Annotated in this window: 18 protein-coding genes; 10 read left to right on the forward strand and 8 right to left on the reverse strand. The window is 58.9% G+C overall.

What is annotated here, in order from left to right:
* Window positions 1-39: 39 nt before the first annotated feature.
* Window positions 40-813, forward strand: coding sequence for an SDR family oxidoreductase (locus FYB92_RS14335; RefSeq protein WP_003617801.1), 774 nt, complete (start codon window positions 40-42; stop codon window positions 811-813).
* 675 nt (window positions 814-1,488) lie between these two features.
* Here FYB92_RS14335 and FYB92_RS14340 read toward each other — a convergent pair.
* On the reverse strand, window positions 1,489-1,980 hold the full coding sequence (locus FYB92_RS14340; RefSeq protein ID WP_332828849.1) for a Spy/CpxP family protein refolding chaperone: 492 nt from the start codon (window positions 1,978-1,980) through the stop codon (window positions 1,489-1,491).
* 434 nt (window positions 1,981-2,414) lie between these two features.
* Between FYB92_RS14340 and FYB92_RS14345 the strand changes: the two genes are divergently transcribed.
* Entirely contained in the window at window positions 2,415-3,356 is a 942-nt protein-coding gene (locus FYB92_RS14345; RefSeq protein WP_332828850.1) for a nucleoside hydrolase, read from the forward strand.
* 58 nt (window positions 3,357-3,414) lie between these two features.
* Here FYB92_RS14345 and FYB92_RS14350 read toward each other — a convergent pair whose 3' ends face one another.
* Complete coding sequence (locus FYB92_RS14350; RefSeq protein WP_003617797.1) at window positions 3,415-3,900, reverse strand: GAF domain-containing protein; 486 nt, start codon at window positions 3,898-3,900, stop codon at window positions 3,415-3,417.
* Between FYB92_RS14350 and FYB92_RS14355 the strand changes: the two genes are divergently transcribed.
* Window positions 3,889-5,016: a glycosyl transferase gene (locus FYB92_RS14355; RefSeq protein WP_332828851.1), complete on the forward strand. Its 1,128-nt coding sequence runs from the start codon at window positions 3,889-3,891 to the stop codon at window positions 5,014-5,016. The two genes, FYB92_RS14350 and FYB92_RS14355, sit on opposite strands and share 12 nt — an antisense overlap.
* A gap of 311 nt (window positions 5,017-5,327) precedes the next feature.
* Here FYB92_RS14355 and FYB92_RS14360 read toward each other — a convergent pair whose 3' ends face one another.
* From FYB92_RS14360 to FYB92_RS14370, 3 genes are read right to left on the reverse strand one after another with little or no spacing between them, the layout of a single operon-like run.
* Window positions 5,328-5,582, reverse strand: a complete 255-nt coding sequence (locus FYB92_RS14360; protein WP_003617795.1) for a hypothetical protein — start codon at window positions 5,580-5,582, stop codon at window positions 5,328-5,330.
* A 36-nt stretch (window positions 5,583-5,618) separates the two neighbouring features.
* Window positions 5,619-5,774, reverse strand: coding sequence for a hypothetical protein (locus FYB92_RS14365; RefSeq protein ID WP_003617794.1), 156 nt, complete (start codon window positions 5,772-5,774; stop codon window positions 5,619-5,621).
* A gap of 30 nt (window positions 5,775-5,804) precedes the next feature.
* Window positions 5,805-6,083: a hypothetical protein gene (locus tag FYB92_RS14370; RefSeq protein ID WP_040511442.1), complete on the reverse strand. Its 279-nt coding sequence runs from the start codon at window positions 6,081-6,083 to the stop codon at window positions 5,805-5,807.
* Between the two features lie 122 nt (window positions 6,084-6,205).
* On the opposite strand from FYB92_RS14370, the gene arfB reads away from it, so the two are divergent.
* Window positions 6,206-6,643 (forward strand): alternative ribosome rescue aminoacyl-tRNA hydrolase ArfB, encoded by a 438-nt coding sequence (gene arfB / locus FYB92_RS14375; protein WP_408887685.1) that lies wholly within the window; start codon window positions 6,206-6,208, stop codon window positions 6,641-6,643.
* Window positions 6,644-6,822: 179 nt separating this feature from the next.
* On the opposite strand, the gene FYB92_RS14380 is transcribed toward arfB, so the two are convergent.
* From FYB92_RS14380 to FYB92_RS14390, 3 genes are all read right to left on the reverse strand, one after another.
* Window positions 6,823-7,512, reverse strand: coding sequence for a Fe2+-dependent dioxygenase (locus FYB92_RS14380; RefSeq protein WP_003617791.1), 690 nt, complete (start codon window positions 7,510-7,512; stop codon window positions 6,823-6,825).
* A 207-nt stretch (window positions 7,513-7,719) separates the two neighbouring features.
* The gene (locus FYB92_RS14385) at window positions 7,720-10,215 is read right to left on the reverse strand and encodes a TonB-dependent siderophore receptor (protein ID WP_247066824.1); all 2,496 of its coding nucleotides are present in this window, start codon (window positions 10,213-10,215) and stop codon (window positions 7,720-7,722) included.
* Between the two features lie 375 nt (window positions 10,216-10,590).
* Window positions 10,591-12,822 (reverse strand): TonB-dependent receptor, encoded by a 2,232-nt coding sequence (locus FYB92_RS14390; protein ID WP_332828852.1) that lies wholly within the window; start codon window positions 12,820-12,822, stop codon window positions 10,591-10,593.
* A gap of 154 nt (window positions 12,823-12,976) precedes the next feature.
* Between FYB92_RS14390 and FYB92_RS14395 the strand changes: the two genes are divergently transcribed.
* The 6 genes from FYB92_RS14395 (at window position 12,977) to FYB92_RS14420 (ending at window position 18,436) form a co-directional block, all read left to right on the forward strand.
* Window positions 12,977-13,267, forward strand: a complete 291-nt coding sequence (locus tag FYB92_RS14395; protein WP_139312496.1) for a hypothetical protein — start codon at window positions 12,977-12,979, stop codon at window positions 13,265-13,267.
* On the forward strand, window positions 13,267-14,748 hold the full coding sequence (locus tag FYB92_RS14400) for a PepSY domain-containing protein (RefSeq protein ID WP_247066854.1): 1,482 nt from the start codon (window positions 13,267-13,269) through the stop codon (window positions 14,746-14,748). The genes FYB92_RS14395 and FYB92_RS14400 overlap by 1 nt, the downstream gene beginning before the upstream one ends.
* A complete protein-coding gene (locus FYB92_RS14405; protein WP_075595906.1) occupies window positions 14,745-15,008 on the forward strand; it encodes a hypothetical protein in 264 nt (87 codons plus the stop codon). Before FYB92_RS14400 ends, FYB92_RS14405 begins: the two co-directional genes overlap by 4 nt.
* A 178-nt stretch (window positions 15,009-15,186) precedes the next feature.
* Window positions 15,187-16,053: an aminotransferase class IV gene (locus tag FYB92_RS14410; protein ID WP_332828853.1), complete on the forward strand. Its 867-nt coding sequence runs from the start codon at window positions 15,187-15,189 to the stop codon at window positions 16,051-16,053.
* Window positions 16,050-17,123: a P1 family peptidase gene (locus FYB92_RS14415; protein ID WP_062808573.1), complete on the forward strand. Its 1,074-nt coding sequence runs from the start codon at window positions 16,050-16,052 to the stop codon at window positions 17,121-17,123. Before FYB92_RS14410 ends, FYB92_RS14415 begins: the two co-directional genes overlap by 4 nt.
* Window positions 17,124-17,134: 11 nt before the next feature.
* Window positions 17,135-18,436 carry an amidase gene (locus tag FYB92_RS14420; RefSeq protein WP_332828854.1) on the forward strand — a complete coding sequence of 434 codons (1,302 nt, stop codon included), beginning with the start codon at window positions 17,135-17,137 and terminating at the stop codon, window positions 18,434-18,436.
* Window positions 18,437-18,449 lie beyond the last annotated feature (13 nt).

Consider the following 18,449-nt stretch of genomic DNA (forward strand, 5'->3'; position numbering starts at 1 on the left):
GTTCGGGGAAGCACATCGCAATGAGGGGACATCGCAACAATGGTCGATCACAGCATCAAGGGGAAAACCGTCCTGATCGCAGGCGGGGCAAAAAATCTGGGCGGCCTGATTGCCCGTGACCTTGCCGCCCATGGCGCGCGCGCCATCGCCATCCATTACAACAGTGCCGCAAGCAAAAGCGAAGCCGACAGCACGATCGCGGACCTGCAGGCTGCAGGCGTTCAGGCAGTGGCATTCCAGGCGGACCTGAGTACCGCCGCAGCGACAGCAAAGCTGTTTTCCGACACCATTGCAGCCATTGGTCGTCCCGACATCGCCATCAACACAGTGGGCAAGGTCCTGAAGAAGCCCATCGCCGAGACGAGCGAGGACGAATATGATGAAATGTTCGCCGTCAATACCAAGGCGGCCTTCTTCTTCATCAAGGAAGCGGGCCTGCACCTGAATGACCATGGCAAGCTGCTGACACTCGTGACATCACTGCTTGGGGCGTATACGCCGTTTTATTCCACCTATGCCGGGTCAAAGGCAGCGGTGGAACATTTCACCCGCGCGGCCTCCAAGGAATATGGCGCGCGCGGTATTTCGGTTAACGCAATCGGCCCTGGCCCCATGGATACGCCATTCTTTTATGGGCAGGAATCAGAACAGGCCGTGGCTTATCATAAAACCGCCGCCGCCCTGTCGCCCTTCAGCAAGACCGGCCTGACGGATATCGAGGACATCACCCCGCATGTCCGCTTCCTTGTGTCGGAAGGATGGTGGATGACCGGGCAGACCATCCTCGTCAATGGTGGCTATACCACGAAATAATCGCCTGACGGGCGTGTCCGGGGCACCTGCCTGCGGGACACGCCATAGCTGACTGAAATTATACATCTTGGCGCGGCATTTCGCCGGAAAGCCTCAGAGGCCGTCACCTTTTTGAAAAAGGCTGATGCCTGAAAGATGGGCCGTTCCCCGGCCAACTGCTTGCGGCCTGCCCCCTGACATCAATGAACCACATGCTGGACGCCCGCCGGGACGATGCGCCGGGCCATCACGCATGTACGGTCACATCCCCCCCACCACATCGCCTGCCATATCCTGCGTCGCATCCCCTGGCCTGCTCACGCTTGCCAGCATTTTAAACATGTTATCCTTTATATATCACGTTCGATAATATGTTATGAAAAACAAATAATATCGGTGAAAGAGCCTGAGGAAAAGGCTCCTGCGCAATGTGCCTTCAGCTCCGCAGCCCTCACCCTGCCCAAAGGTGCTGGCACGATTCCAAACCGGGTGTCCTTTTCACAATAGTTTGGCGCCACGCTCCCTCCGCGACATGGCGACATGCAGGAACGGCCATGTTTTCCCATGCCTCACGGGACATGCGCGTTACGTCTGGCGCGGCCCAAACAAAAATGGCGCCGGTTGCAGGACAACCGACGCCATCGTCATGGGTCAGGCAAGGACACGCCTCACCCTTCAGGGATCAAGAGACAGGGATTATTTCTGCGGCGGCGGCGGGGGTTCCATCAGGGCATGGAGCTGGTCTTGCAGGGCATCGATCTTGTCCTGACGCTCCTTGATCTGCGCCAGTTGTTCCGGCGTCAGGATATCGTGGACCTTGACCTCGAACTGCAAACGCTGCGCCTCACGCTTCTGGTGCAGGGCATCAAGCTGCTGCTCCACAGAGGTCAGGCTGGCCTGATCCACGGTGCCTGGCGTGGACAACAGAGTGCGCAGTTGTCCGTGCAGGGCGCGTTCTTGTTGCATGTCCGCGCGGAAATCAGGGTGGTCGCCATGCATCAGGGCCGCCAGCTTCTTATGCTGTGCCGATGTCAGGGTGATTCCGTGCAGGGAAAGGATATGTCCATGATGGGGACCATGCGCATCGCAACCTTCACCCGGCGGCGGAGGAGGTGGGGCATCGTGCGCCAGCGCCGCATGCCCAACCGTTCCGGTCAGTCCGGTCATGACGGCAGCAGCGAGAAGCATTTTCTTCATCATTTTCTGACTATGTCCTAAAAATATTAAAATGATGTAATCAGCGTCAAGTCATGCGCCTTACAGATATGGTTATACAGAATACCACATGCCAGAATACGGCATCTGTTCTACGAATTGTAACAACGATTATTCTTGGCAGACCACATGAGCCATCGCCCTGCCCCATCAGGCAGTACCCTCCAGACGGTCCATGCCCGATGCTCTGCACCTGATGGCACGATCCCAGTGATACGATCCCAATGGCACGTTTCCAGTGGCACGGCCCGGGCGGTACGGCTCCGGTGGCAGGATCATGGGGGCCGAAACATGGACAACCGCCCCCCTCGTTACACCCGGGTCTGGACACGCAACCACTGGCGCTGGGGCGTGGTAATGCCCTACCGTGCCTCTCTTTATGGCACAGCACGGGACACGCAGGCGACATGACCACACACAGGATCATCATAGATACCGATCCCGGCGTGGATGACGCGCTGGCGATTATGCTGGCACTGGCATCCGAAAAGATTGAAGTACAGGCCCTTGTCAGCGTTGCGGGGAATGTCACGGTGGAACAGACCGCGCAGAACGCCTGTCGCATCCTTGAACTGGCGGGACGCACGGATATCCCGGTTTACGCCGGGTGTGCCCGCCCCATGGGCCATACCGGCGTCAATGCCCGTCATATACACGGCGTCACGGGCATGGACGGGCCAGACCTGCCGCCGCCCACCATGCCTGTCCAGACGCAGCATGGTGTTGATTACCTGATTGATGCCATACGTACGGCCCCGCCCGACAGCCTCAGCCTTGTCATGCTGGGGCCGATGACGAACCTTGCGGTGGCATTGCTCAAGGCGCCTGATATCGCACAACGCCTCCACCGGGTGATTGCCATGGGGGGCGCATGGTCCGAAGGTGGCAATATCACCCCCACGGCCGAGTTCAATTTTTATGCCGACCCCGAGGCCGCTGACATCGTCCTGCGCGCGGGCACCGCATTGACCCTTCTGCCACTGGATGTCACGCACCAATGCCTGAGCACGCCCGAACGCCTGGCGCGCCTGCACGCCCTGCCGGGTCGCTGCGCTGCGGCCGCCGTGGCAATGCTGGACAGGGCGGGACAGTTTGACATCGCCAAATATGGCTGGGCGGGCGCGCCCCTGCATGATCCATGCACACTCGCCTGCCTGATTGCCCCCGACCTGTTTGCCGGTCGGAAGGTCAATGTGACAATCGCACTGCATGATGCGCTGACGCGGGGCATGTCGGTCGTGGACTGGTGGGGCACCACGAAACGTCCAGTCAATGCCATGTTCATGCGACAGGTCGATGCAGACGGTTTTTATGACCTGCTGGCACGACATCTTGGCCGCCTGCCCTAAGGACAGTTCATTTCCAGAAAAACGACGGCACCGAAAGACCTTTCATCCCCGCATCATTTCAGGCATGTCCACGACATGCCCGCACATATAATGCGGCAACCTGTTCGATCAGCGCGGCATGCGTCTGCGTGAAACGTGCCAGAGATGGGCTGTCGATATCAATAACGCCCAGCAGCCGATCCCCATCAAGGATCGGCACCACGATTTCCGAACGTGACGCCGCATCGCATGCGATATGCCCCGCGAATGCATGGACATCAGGCACTACGACCGTCGCACGCTGCTGGGCTGCCGTGCCGCACACCCCCTTGCCAATCGCAATGCGGGTGCAGGCCACGCGCCCCTGGAATGGCCCCAGCACAAGCTGTCCGTCACGCAGGAAATAAAAACCGGCCCAATTGATATCCACCAATCCCTCAAACAGGATCGCCGCGATATTCGCGGCGTTTGCGATCGGATCGCCTTCCCCTTCGGTAATGGCGGCAACGGTGGCGACGATCTCGTCTTCGCCAGGGGGAAGCGATGTCCCCGTATGAACGGTCATGACGCGGTTCCTGTATATGGTCAGTACACGACCCAGACCATAGCGGCGTTCCCCCCTATGGGCCAGCGCCACGCCCCCGATCCGTTTCCCACCCTGTTGCTATGGCTGTATGCTACGCCGGTCCATGCCGCCACGACCGGCGGCAGGTGGCCAAGGCAGGAGGCCCGGTTGCGCAAGGTTATCGTCACAGGCTGTGACAGCGGTTATTTCCCATTGGTCATGGAACTGATCCAGTCGATCAATGGCCGGACAGATGCGGCATTATGTGTCCTTGACGCCGGATTGTCGTCCCGGCAGGTGGAAACCCTTTCGGACCTTGGGGTACTGATCCGCCCCCCCTATGTCCCACCCTGCGCGCCCGCACGGCAGATACGACAGCGCCCGACCCTGGCCATCAACCTGTCCAAGCTGTGGCTGGACCGTGTGCTGCCACAATTCGACCTGATCCTGTGGGTCGACGCGGATGCGTGGGTGCAGGACATGACCGCCATCGAACACATGTTCGACGCCGCACGTGACGGGGCGCTGGCCATCGTTCCTGAAATCGGGGCCAAGATCGCGGACATGTTCGCAATCCGGTGGATATGTCCGGGCTGGATGCAGGTACGTTCGTTCCTTTATAAAAACGCGCGCAAGGCCCGCCTGCCCTTTGCCATCCGGCGTCGGATCGGCGCAAAGCCCCTGCTGAATTCAGGGGTGATGTGCCTGCACCGTGATGCGGCCATCTGGCCCATGCTGCGGAAATGGCAAGAGACCATCATCCGCCAGGGCGGCGCGCTGTTCACGCAAGACCAGCTCAGCATCGCGCTGGCGGTCTATATCGACAACGCTCGTGTGACCTTCCTCGACAACGCCCACAACTATATCGGGCCATGGCTGCTGGACGAGGATCGCGGCATGCTGGTCAACCTGTTCTACCCCCATGCCCCTGTGGGGATCGTGCATCTGGTTTCCCAGGCGCGGTTGCGGCAATCGCTGTCGCATACCCTTCCTGTGCCAACCCTGTCGGGGCGCGAGGTCGCACTTAACCTGCGGTTCGGGGGATTGAGGACCTTCCGGGACGGATCACGACACCCGGATGGTCCGCAATCCCCCGGACACTCAGGGACTGTTTGAAAACAGGCTGTTGATAAAAAACAGGAAAAGTTTTTGGGTGCCGCCTTTTGATCGATAAAGGCGGCGTCTTCTGAAGCTTTTTAAAAAAAGCTTCACCAAAAACTTTTATGATTTCACGATCTTATCGGACTTACCTTTCAAACAGCCTCTAAAAGTCACCATCATCATTTTTTCAAAAAAAAATGATGAAACACGAGGATTTTTTGCAAATCATCCAACAGTATTGTTCCTGCCACAAGGCATTCCCAAACAGCCGTCAGGGACAAGGATGGCAGGACATGCCTGCCTGATGTTTCCAGCGTCCGGCGCGTTCAGGATGCCGCACGGTCCTTACGCGCCTTCAAGACGGTCTCCGCCGCAGCCTGCAACTGCTGTGCCAGATGCAGGGCCTGTTCGGGATGCAGGGCCGTGACCACACGACGGTCCCCCGATTTCAGGTGTTCGGGGGATGTGGCCATGAACAGGTCAAGAATGACCACGGTTCCCTGCACGGCCTCCGCGCCGCAGCTTACCGTGGGATAGACGACAACATTGCCGCTGGCGTCTTTTGCTTTTTCGTCAGACATGGGGTCCTGTCGTGATAGGGGGAATGAAAGGGGGGATTAGCGCATGCGTTTCTTCTGCGCCTGTTCATGACGCAACTGCGCGCTCTGCGCCTCGATGGTTTTCTGCGCATTTGCCAGCGCCTCCCTAAGGCGGAGCAGCTCGGTCTTCAGGGCTGCGATCTCGGCACGCAGGGCGGGGGGATGATCATCCATTCGTCACAACCTTTGCATACAAAGAAGGGGCTACTGGGTTGCAAATCGCGAACGCACCTGATCGAACAGGGCGCGCGCGGCCATGTCGCGGGTATCGGCATGTTCCATCAGGTGACGCATGCGCGCGACGATGTCTTCGGCATGCACTGTGCCACTGTCCACCAACAACTGCATCAGGTCCATGATGACAAGCTGCTGTGCCGCGATCATCTTGACCACCGGCATCACTTTCTTCTGTGCCGCCTGATCGGCCGCCTGCGCCAGAAGCTGCTGCAACTGTTCGCTCTCGCGATCCGTAACCTCGGTCATGTATTCCTCCCGCCATGTTTTTTGGTTGGGTACATGGTGGTCGTATCCACGTCCGCGGGCAATGCCCACCATGCGGGGAAGGTATCCACAAAGCGAACACCTCCCCCCACAATGGCGGGAATATGCTATACACAGGCATGGCGTACCATGTCCTTCCCGATCTTGTTATCTCTGACGACGATATTGTCGTGACCTATATCCATGCGTCCGGGCCGGGGGGGCAGAATGTCAACAAAGTCGCAACCGCAGCACAACTCCGCTTTGACATGGCGCGGTGTGCCGCGTTGACATCGCGCATACGCGCCCGCCTGCGCCTGCTGGCGGGTAGCCGTATGACACGCGACGGGACCATCGTCCTGACCGCACAGAAATTCCGCAGCCAGACCCGTAACCGCGAGGACGCGATCGAACGCCTGTGCGACCTGCTGCGTCAGGCAGCCCATGTCCCCACGCGCCGCATCGCCACCCGCCCGTCCCGCACACAGCGTCGCCGCAGGATGGATGACAAGTCACGGCGCGGCCAGGTCAAGCAGGGACGTGGCCGCCCGGCCCTCGACTGATCGCTGCCCCGGCATGACAGGTCGTTTGAAAACAACTCATTGATAAAAAACAGGAAAAGTTTTTGGGTGCCGCCTTTTGATCGAAAAAGGCGGCGTCTTCTGAAGCTTTCTGGAAAAAGCTTCACCAAAAACTTTTATGATTTCAGGATGTTATCGAGCCTGACTTTTCAAACAGTCTCTTACAGGATGCACCACTGCCGCATCAGGTTGTGATAGATGTTCGTCAACCCCAGAACGGCGGGGTCATGATCGCCAAGACGTTCACGCAAGGTGATGGTCTGCACATCCAGGTCGAACAGGATGCGCCGACGCGTTTCATCAGCCACCATCGACTGCGACCAGAAAAATGCCGCCAGGCGCGACCCACGCGTAACCGGGGTCACACGGTGCAGGACGGTCGTGGAATACAGCACCAGATCCCCTGCGGGCAGTTTTATTGCCTGTTCGCCCCCCGGATCGGACATGATCAGTTCCCCGCCATCATAATCGTCGGGATCGGACAGGAACAGGGTGGTTGAAACATCCGTGCGGATGCGCGTGTGAATGCCACCCGCATAAATCCCCCGGATGGCATTATCGACATGCGCGCCAAAGGACATCCCCACGTCATAACGGTTAAACAGCGGGGGGCTGACGCGATACGGCAACACCGCGCTGTTGAATGTTGCGTTACGACCAAGCGCACGTAGCACGATATCGCCAAGTTCACGACAGGCGGGGGAATCCTGCGGTAACTGTCGGTTGTTCTTGCTCTTGGCGGATTGTTGCCCGGCGGTTTCGCGTCCGTCCGTCCATTGCGCCGCACGCAGCGTCGCCTGACAGTGGGCAAGTTCCCCGGCATCAAGCAGTCCGGGCACATGTAACAGCATTCGACCTTATCCCCGCATCCGCGCACGCCCTGCCCCACTGGCCGATCGCCCCACGCCGCATGACAAGAAGAGGCTTACACAATCCGATGACAGTCATGAAGAAGTTTTTTGGCAAATATTTTCCAAAAAACTTCGAAGAATGCCGCCTTTATGAAAAAAGGCGGCACCCGAAAACGCCTGTCATGAATATGGGCTTTTCAAGCCACCTCAATACTGGGCCGAGACATTGAACAGGAAGGACCGGCCGATGGAAGGCGTGACGCGGTTGGAAAACAGGCTGCCGTAATTCAGGCGGTTATCAAGGTTGTAGGCATTCATCGCCATGCGCCAGTGGTTATTGAAACGATGCGACACCATGGCGTCGAATTCCACCGTTGCCGGCGCACGCGCCGTATTGGCCTGATCCAGCCATACACCCTGCCGCCATGTCAGGCCGCCACCAACCGTCATGTTCCATGGCTTGTGCGGGGCAATTTCATAAGATGTCCATGCCGTTGCCTGATTATGCGGGACATACTGGATCTGTCCCCCCTGCTTGGATGTCGCAGAACCGGCCTTGGTGATTGTCGGATCATACAGCGCATACGTGCCATAGAACATCCAGTTCGGCAGCAACGTCCCAGAAATGCTAAGCTCCAGCCCCTGGTTGCGTTCCTGATCGCTGGTTGCGCTGATATCGCCGGTGTTGGGGTCTGTCTGGATCGAATTGCTCTTGTCCAGACGGAACAGCGCCGCCGTCATGCCGATCCGGTCATGAAAGGCACTGTATTTCGCCCCGATTTCATACAGGGAACTGCGTTCGGGCGCAGCGCTCTGGCTTTTGGCGGTCATCGGTTCGGAACTGTTGGTGACATACATGCTCAACGGTGTCGTGGACTGCGACCAGTTGAAATACACCATCAGGTTGCTGCGCGGCGTATACATGACGCTGACGCTGGGGTTGATGGTCGTCTCGTCCTGCCCATAATGGACATCGGGATATTTCGCGGTATTCCCGCCCGTCGCACTGTAATGACTGTTCCAGTTGTCCCAGCGGAAACCCGCCTTGACCGACAGGTAATCCGTCAGCCACACCTGATCGGACAGGAAGAAGCCGACATCAAGCGCATCACTGTCCTTATAACATTTCTTGCCCACACCGCTGATATTCACAAGGCGGTTCGGATACTGGTTACAATCCCCAAGCACAAGGCCGGGCACATACATCGACGGATTCAACAGGCTGGTGCTGGTACGGTTGCTGCCATAGGCATAGTTCTGTCGATGATCGGTGACATATTCGATATCAAACCCGCCGATGACCTCATGGCGGATACGGCCTGTCTTGAAACGCGCCACCCCGGAAAAGACATCCTGTATTGACCAGTCGCTCTGGCGATAGGGTTCGGGACCACCGACACCACCATTACGCGCGACCTGCGCACTTGACGGATTTGCGGAAAAGAAATCCCGGTTACATGTCGCAGAAGGCACGCTTCCGTTTATCACATTGTTGGTATAGGCGGCGGTTCCGGCCGCCATGCTGGAACAGGCTTCCTGAGAGGCAGAGAAATAGCGATGGAAGATCCCGCCGCGCATGTCGTTATAAAGTGTCAGGATCGGGCTGACCCGCGCCGTCAGGCGTCCCGTGATCATGTCGTCGCTGGTATTGTCCTGATCATAGGTCGTGCCATACCAGTTGGTACGCCGCACACCATATTCTGTTACCGGACGACCGATGGCCTGTCCGGGTTTATAGACGACAGGCACACCATAATCAGGAATGCGGTTGTCGTTCTGATGGAAATATTCAAGGATGAACGACACTTTCTTGCCCAGGCCAAAGGCAATCGAAGGTGCAATGCCCCAGCGGTGGGAATAAATATAGTCGCGCCCGACAACATTGTTTTCATTCCCCATGCCCGTCAGGCGGAAGGCGATGCTGTTGGTCAACTGCTGATTGATATCCAGCGTTCCGCGATAGTACGACCCGCTTCCGCCCGAGAAATTGGCCTGATAGGCATTGCCAAGGTGCGGGGCCTTGGTGACGATGTTGATCGCCCCCCCCGTCGTGCCGTTACCGAATACTTCCGACGACGGCCCCTTGATAACGGAGACATGGTCGTAATCAAAACTGTCGCGCGTATAGACCCCGAAATCACGCAGGCCATTTTCATAGATGTCATTCTGCGACTGGAACCCGCGGATCAGGAACTGGTCCCCCGCCATGCCGCCTTCGCCCTCGCCCACTGATGCCGTGATGCCGGGGACGTTCTTCAATGCCTCGTCAAGCGACTTGACGTTCTGCTGCTGCATCAGGATCTGCGGCACGACATTGATGTTCTGCGGCGTATGCATCGCGTCATGCGGCATACGGCTAAGGCCAACCGACTGGCGCAACGCATTCATGGGGGATGCCGTCACCGTCGTATTGTCGTAACGATGGTCGGAAAAAACCCCGTCCGCATCCGGCTGTGCCGCGGTCGGTGCGCTGCCGCCGGCCGCCTTGGTCGATTTGGTGGCCGTGGTTGCCGCCGTGCCCCCCGACGCGGTTGACGACGGGACGGATGATGTCCCTGTCATGACCGTGGCGGACGTACTGGCCGTCGTACTGGCCGTCGTGCCGGCCGTGGCGCCATGCGCGGCCGAAGAACATGCAAGCGCCAATGTCGCGGTTGCCGCAGAAAATGGTCTCAAACGTCTGGGAGGGATCATGGGGGCCATCTTTGTTGTGCGAATAATTATTAATTAAACTTCCACTACTAGAAGTGATTCTGATTCGCAATGCAAAACCGTCATCATTCTGAAATAAGTCGCAACATGCCTCCCGATGCGGCCTGCACACCGCCATAAAAGTCAAAAATTCAGGAGGCTTCGTTTTATTCTGCCATTTTCAAAAAAAACGCCATGCCGCACAAAGCGGTCATGGCGTATCGCAACCCGGCCCGATGATGCCAGACGCGCATGGCAGCCCGGGACAGTGTCCCAGCGCCCCGGCACCCTGCGTACATCACGCAGATTTCCGACCGATGAATTCTTTAAAATCTATATATTTTTCAAATATTTTCGAAATAATTTAAACACACATCCCACGCCCCCTTACAGGTCTGCGGTAAAGGAGAACTTGAACGTGCGCGGCAATCCTTCGAGCAGATAGCCATTGAAAGATGAAGACCAGTACCGGGTATTGGCGAGGTTATCGACACCAAAACGCAGTGTCAGCGGTTTATGGTCGGCGACGAACGTGTACCGCCCTGCAAGGTCAAAACGTGTCCAGACCGGCAGATGCAGCGTATTGGATGTATTGACCATCTGCTTGCCGGTATTGACGACACGCCCCACGACCGTCGCCCCCTTCAGGAACGGCAGGTCATATTCCAGATTTCCGTTGATGGTATAATTAGGAATGCCAATCGCGGTATGACCGTCCTGCAGCCCCCCAGCCGTGCGACGCAGGTCCGCATCAATTACCGTGCCCCCCCCGTTGAAACGCAGGCCCGGCAGGATCTGCCCATTGATGCTGAGTTCGATACCACGATTACGCTGCAACCCATCTTCGACATAGATCGACTGGCTGCTGGTACCGACGGATTTTGAATACGCATTGGGCTGCGAAATCTGGTACACCGCAAGCGAGGCGCTGAAACGGCGGGTTTCATATTTTGCGCCCACCTCATACTGCGTTGATTTATAAGGCGCAAAGACCTGACCCTGATTCAACGTGTCCGACGGCGCGGTCGGCCCCTGTGACAGGCCCTCGATCCGGTTGAAATACAGCGCCATCTGGCGTGTGGGATGGATGACAAGACCCACAACCGGGGTAATCGCCCCCTCGTCATAATGCGATGTCACAGCCCCACGCCCCGACGCGGCATAACCATATCCGTCGATAAACATGTTCTGGTAACGAAATCCCCCCGTCAGGGCGACACGATCATGAAAAAATGACATCGTGTCAGAGAAAAAGAGGCTGTAAAGCCGCGTGCGGCTGATGGCCTGCGGGTTGTTGACATCACCCCCGCTGAAAGTATTGGCAAGCGGCGCGACCGCAGGGGTGCGATAAATATTCGTTGCAACAGAGGTCAGCGCCATGGAATAGGCGGTATCGGCCTCTTCCCACAGCGACGACCCACCGGCATTGATCTCATGCCGCACGGGCCCGGTACTGAAATGCGCGCGCACCCCGGCACGCAGGCTTTTGTTGGTCTGGACATAGGGCACATACATGCTGCCGATCGTGGCTGCCCCCGTGGCGGCATCGGTCACGGTGGGATTGGCGTAATCCCCCTTCTCATTCCCACCAAGGCCGCCGAATGCGCCATAGACCGTGATATGTTTCGAAAAATCATGTTCGATATTCAACTTTCCGAAAATATAGTTGAGGTCGTTATAGGCCCAGCGCTGCCCGAAATTATGCGATGGCGCCACCGCCCGTGGCACCGCCGTCACCCCGGCCCCAAGGAAGATGGCCGGACGACCGCCATTCACCCCCTGATTCTGGAAATTCATATCCAGCGAAATGCGCGTCTTATCATCATGCCAGTCGAAATCGGCCCCCACGGCGGCGGAATGACGGCGTTCATGGTCGATGGAATCCTCTCCATCCTGTCCCGCCACATTCAGGCGAAAGCCAAACGCCTTGTCACGCCCGAAACGCCGCCCGAAATCCACGCTGCCACCGCCCAGGGCATTGCTGGTATAATCCCCCGTCACCCGCGTAATGGGGGTTTGCGTCGCGTGCTTGAACTCCAGGTTGATATTGCCGCCAATGGCCGACCCGCTGGGCGCCGCACCATTAAGAAAGGCACTGGCCCCGTTAAGCACCTGCACCTGGTCATAAAGCTGCGGCGAGACAAGCTGCCGGGGGGTGATGCCGTACAGGCCATCAATCGCCACATCGTCACCATTGACCGGAAAGCCACGGATGACAAACATTTCGGAAAAATTGCCATAGCCATAGGTCGTGCGGACCGACGGGTCATTCTCCAGCACCTGACCAAGTGTCTGTGACTGCTGGTTCAGGATCATGCTGGCGTTATAGCTGCGCACATTGAACGGCACATCCAGACCCCGCTTGTTCCCAAGCGCGCCAAGGTTTCCACCGGTTGTCACTTCCATTTCATTACGCCGCTTGGCCGTCACGATGATTTTTTCGTCTTTTTGCGCGGCGTCGGATTTCGCGGTGTCGGAATTGTCATCACCGGCCGCGAATGCAGGCACGCAGGGCACAAGGCCACCAATAAAGATCATGGCCGCCAGCCTTGCGACATTGTTCCGGCAGTCAGGGAGCAGGCGGGCACATAACATCATCGGGGCCTCGGATAAAAGCATTTGCGTAGGAGGCCTGATATACGCAAGTGATAGTAAGTCGCAACATCAACACGGCTGTTATGACACGGTTTTCGCAAAAGGCAGCATTTTGTGGCATGAAGATCACATGCGAATGCGTCGCATTTATTTCATATCATGTAAACATGGGACCACCGTGAAGCACGACAAAGCAAAACTGCAATCCAGCCTCCGGGCCGACAGGTTCCGCAACATTCTTCTGTCCTGCGTGCTGTCCTATGTGGTTGCACGCCTTGTAGTGACGGATGCCGGGCTGTGGCATCCATCCCTGCCCGCAGATGCCACAGCCCTGGGCGAAATCATTGCCGTCGCGGGCCTGCCGGCCATGGTGCTGGCCTGTTTCGGCATGCGGACAAGGTATCGCGGATTTACCATGGTCTGTGCCACAGGCTGTGTGGCGGTATTGTGCCTTGTGGTGTTGGCGTGATGCGCGAAACCCCGATGCGCGAAACCCTGCGCACACGGATGGGATGGCTGCATGCCTGGGTGGGGTTCATATGCGGGCTGGTACTGACATGTATCTGCGCCACCGGCACGCTTGCGGTTTTCGATACGGAAATAACACGATGGATGCAGCCAGAAATCCGTATCCCTGCCGGCACGCCCCCCACCGATACAGCACTTGACGCGGCGGCGGCACGCGTGCGCGAACAACAGGCGCGTGGCGTCTTTGCATTCCTGAACCTGCCTTCCGCACGGGCGCCCGCACTCGAAATCCTGCATTATGACGGACATGAATTCGTGGGCGACACGCTTGATCCCCGCATGGGCGCCCTGATTGCCACGCGCGCCACGACGGGGGGGAAATTCTTCTATAATTTCCATTACAGCCTGCGCGGCGGGGGAACGGTGGGGGTGGGTATTGTCAATATCCTTGCGCTGGGACTGCTGGTTGCGGTGGGGGCTGGCCTCATCATCCACCTGCGCGCTCTGGTGCCCGATATCGTCATGCTGCGCCTGTCGGGATCACGTATCCGGGCATGGCTGGATGCGCACCTGCTCGCCGGTGTGCTGTTCATGCCATTTACCGTCATGATGGCCTATACCGGCATCCTTGTGCATGCCGACACGATATTACCCGCGCACCTGCACGTCATGACGGCACCGCGCGCGCGGGCCACAGCCCCCCCGGCACAACCTGCCCCCCTTCGGCCCGTAATGACACATATACGCCCGTTGCTGGATACGGCACGCGCACGCCTGGGCGGCCGGGATTGTGGCTTCATCCTGTTTCTGCCCGACCGGCTGAGCATTTCCGCAAGCGATGCCTCCGGCCCATTCCTGACACGTGACCACGTCGATTTCAGCCTGCCTGACGGACGCCTGCTGGGTACGACAGTGACACGCCGCCCCATCGCCATGACCATGCACCTGATACATGGTCTGCATTACGCCCGTTTCGCCCCGCCATCACTACGCTGGCTGTATTTCATGTCCGGCCTTGGCGCGACAGCAGGCATTGCAAGCGGCCTGGTCCTGTTCCTCATGAAACGACGACGCCATTCGGGGCATCGGGCAGAATTCCGGGTGGCGGAAGGATTGACCATCGCCACAATCGTTGGCCTGCCGGTGGGTATCCTGTCCTTTCTGTGGGCCAACCGCATGCTGCCGACGGGCCTGCCGGGACGGGAGGGGGCGGAAATCACCGTATTCTTTTTTACATGGGCAGCCTGCGCGATGCATGGCACGCTGTGGTCAGGCATCGCACGTCCCATGCGGGGATGGCGTGAACAGCTTGTCATGGTTGCGGTGCTGGGGTGTGGACTGCCTGTGCTGGATGCCACATGCACGATGGCGGCATTACGGGCGTCACCTGTCCTTCATGCGGGCATTGATGGCATGGCGGCCCTGTTCGGCCTGATTGCACTGTACTCTTTGGTACGATTGTATAGGGAGCCGGTGGGATGATCCCCCTTCTTGTCATGCTGTGGGTCGGGTGTCTGGCATGCCATGCCGCGTTGCAGCCTGCACGCTATCGCCTGCCTGGCCTGTCGGCACGATATCGCATCGTCATGGGCCTTGTGCGTGGGGTGGCACCTGCCCTGGCCCTTGGTGTGGCGCTGGCGGCAGGCGTGGTGGTGGGGGTGGTGCTGTGGTGTGCGACATTCTCCGTCGCCGGGCTGATTGTCGCGGCCTGTATCGTGGCATGGTCCATGCGGCGACATTGAAATACGTCCTGAAAACGAATGTACGGAAAACATGAAATTTTCTGATGTTGCCTTGATATAAAGACCGGCGAAGCAGTAACTTTTGAGAATAGGATAGAAGAAAATATCAATTCGACGACTTCCCCTTTCAGGTTCATGATATTCCGGCATCAATTTTCGCCCTAGGCCGGAGCATGACATGGGATCACTGATCTATCTGAACGGGGAAATCCAGCCTGCGGAATCAGCCCGGATTTCCCCTTTTGACCGGGCTTTCCTGTTTGGCGAGGGCATTTACGAAGTCTGCATCATCATTAACGGGCAGTTCGTGGACATGGACAGCCACCTTGCGCGACTGGACAGGTCCCTTGGCGCATGCGGCATGACGCCGCCCCCCGAACGCGCGCAGCTACCGCAGATCATGCATGACCTTGCGCATGCCAATGGCATCACGAACGGGTTTGCCTACCTTCAGGTGACGCCCGGTGCGACCCCGCGTTCCTTTACGGCCGTGCCGCAGGGGCGACCGACCGTCATGATCCTGGCGCAGGCACAGGATTTCCTGTCCGCACCGTCCCTGTCACGTGGCATCACGGTGCAGTTGCAACCCGATATCCGCTGGCTGCACCGTGATATCAAGACCACAATGCTGCTGCCCCAGGTCATGGCCAAGCGCAGCGCGCTTGCCAACGGCGTGGACGATACCCTGTTCTTTGACGAACTGGGCATTACCGAAGGCTCGTCCTCCAACGTGTTCATCGTGGAGGCATCGGGTACGCTGATCACACGCCCCCTTTCGCACCATCTGCTGGCCGGTTGCACGCGCGCGCGTATCATCACGCTGGCGCAGGATGCCGGAATGAAGGTGGAAGAACGCATCATCACACGCGATGAACTGTTGCGCGCGCCAGAGGTCTTCGTCACCAGCGCGACCTACATGATCGTCCCCGTCATCAGCATCGACGGCCATGCCGTGGGGGATGGGCAGACCGGCGAGGTTACGAAACGCCTGCAGGACGCCTACCTTGACTTCATGCGTTCCCTTTCCGCGCCGGCCACACGATGACATACGACAGCCCTGCGACATACGACAGCCCGGCGCGGCGCTTTCGCCTGGGGTGCGGTATCCTGCCACCCGGTCCGCATAACGCCATAACGGATGTTCCCGGCGTACGCGTCGGACACCGCACGATCCGCAATGGCCCCATTCAGACGGGCGTCACATGTATCCTGCCCCATGACGGCGACCTGTTCCGCGACCGTCCGCTTGGCGCGGTGCATGTCTTTAACGGGTTTGGCAAAAGCGTCGGCATGATGCAGGTCGAGGAACTTGGCCAGATCGAAACGCCGATCCTGCTGACCAATACCTTCTCCGTCAGTGCGGGGGCCGAGGCGCTGATCCGTGACGCCATCGGACGCAATCCCGAAATCGGCCGCAGCCTGTCAACGGTCAATCCGTTGGTATTTGAATGCAATGACGGGCGCATCAACGATATACAGGCACTGGCCGTAACGCCAGACGACGCCCTGCAGGCAATACGCGACGCGCAGGGCGGCACGGTCGCGCAAGGTGGGGTCGGGGCGGGTACCGGCATGACGGCATTCGGGTTCAAGGGCGGGATCGGCACGTCCTCGCGCCATGTCGCGGCCGGAACGCACCAGGGCATTCTGGGCGTGCTGGTACTTGCCAATTTCGGCATGCCGGGCGACCTGACCCTGCCGGATGGACGCCGCATCGCACCACCGGCTGCGCCCACCCTGCACGATGAACGCGAACGTGGGTCCGTCATCATGGTTGTCGCAACCGACCTGCCGCTGGATTACCGGCAATTACGCCGGGTCATACGCCGCGCGGGTATAGGTATCGGGCGACTGGGCTCCTTCTGGGGCAACGGCAGCGGCGATATCGCGGTTGGTTTCTGCCCCAGTGTGCGTTTTCACCTGCACGAAACCGAAGGTACCATCACCCGCCCCATGCTGAACGAAGGGCACATCGACATCCTGTTCCGCGCGGTGGCCGAAGCCACACAGGAAGCTGTGCTCAACGCCCTGTGTGCCGCAACCCCTGTTGCGGGACGCAACGGCATGGTGTTCCCGGCCCTGTCGGATGTGCTGGCGGCCCATCCACGTCCATGACATATGGCGGCATGACAGCCGACCCCCACAAGGGGGATATCCGTGCGGCACTTGCACGGATGACGGCGCGCGACGCGGATATCCACGCCGTGCGCCATCTCCGCCAAACAGTGGTCATTCAGGAAGCACAGGCCCTCAGCCGCCTGCCTGAACGGCAGCGTGCGGGCCAGACGCTTCATGGCCTGAATATCGCGGTAAAGGACAATATAGATATCGCCGACACCCCCATACAGGGTGGCAGCCGGCTGTTCGCCGGGCGCATTGCGACGCGTGATGCGTGGATCATCACCCGTCTGCGCGCGGCAGGGGCGCTGTTTCCCGCCGTGACCAGCATGTGTGAACTGGCATGGGGCACGACGGGCGAAAATGCGGTGGGACCACGCACCCGCAATCCACTCGACACCCGCCTGGACCCAGGGGGGTCAAGCAGCGGGGCCGCCGCCGCCGTGAGCAGGGGCCTCACCATGGCGGCACTGGGCACAGATACCGCCTGTTCCATCCGTTTCCCGGCGCATTGCTGTGGCATCACAGGGTTCAAGCCCACTGCAAAACGCTGGGACATGACCGGCATCATGCCCCTCGTGCCCAGCCTTGACCATGTCGGGCTGCTGACACGCAGCGCACGCGACGCACGGCACCTGTTCCACGCCATCGAACACGACGCCCGCCCGAGCGCGCCCGCACCACGCACGCGGCGTATCGGTATCCGGTGGGAAGGATTTGAAAACTGTGACGTCGGCATCCTCCACGTCATGGGCCAACTTCTGTCTGCACTGCGTGACGAAGACGTCACCATCATGGACTGCACCACGACGCTACATGTCCGGACATTACCTGTCACCATCGCGCTTTTTGCCGAAACATGGCAGGTCTGGGGCGCTGCCGCACACAAAAATCCTGACGCACTTTCCCCCACACTGCGCGAACGCCTGCTGCGCAAAAGTTCTGTTTCCTTAAGTGAGATCGAGGATGCGCGCCGTGAACAGGCCGCCATCAGCGTGGAAATGGATCACGTGCTGTCAACGTGCGACCTGCTGCTTGAACCCACGGCCCAGGTGACCGCCCTGCCCCCTGCGGCGATGACGCCTGAACATCCCATGCTGGCATCACGCAACTGCACCTTGACGAATATCAGCGGCCATCCCTCCATCAGCATCCCGTGCGCGGAAGATCGCGAAGGCCGCCCTGTCGGCGTGCTGTTAAGCGCACAGCGCGGCAATGACCAGGCCTTGCTGGAACATGCCATATGGCTTGAGGACCTGATTGACCGGCAGGGACTGCGCCGACTTTTTCCGGCCCGCGTTATATCCTGAAACCATTCATGGT

This window comes from Novacetimonas sp. GS1 (genome assembly GCF_036686925.1).
Classification (GTDB): Bacteria; Pseudomonadota; Alphaproteobacteria; order Acetobacterales; family Acetobacteraceae; genus Novacetimonas; species Novacetimonas hansenii.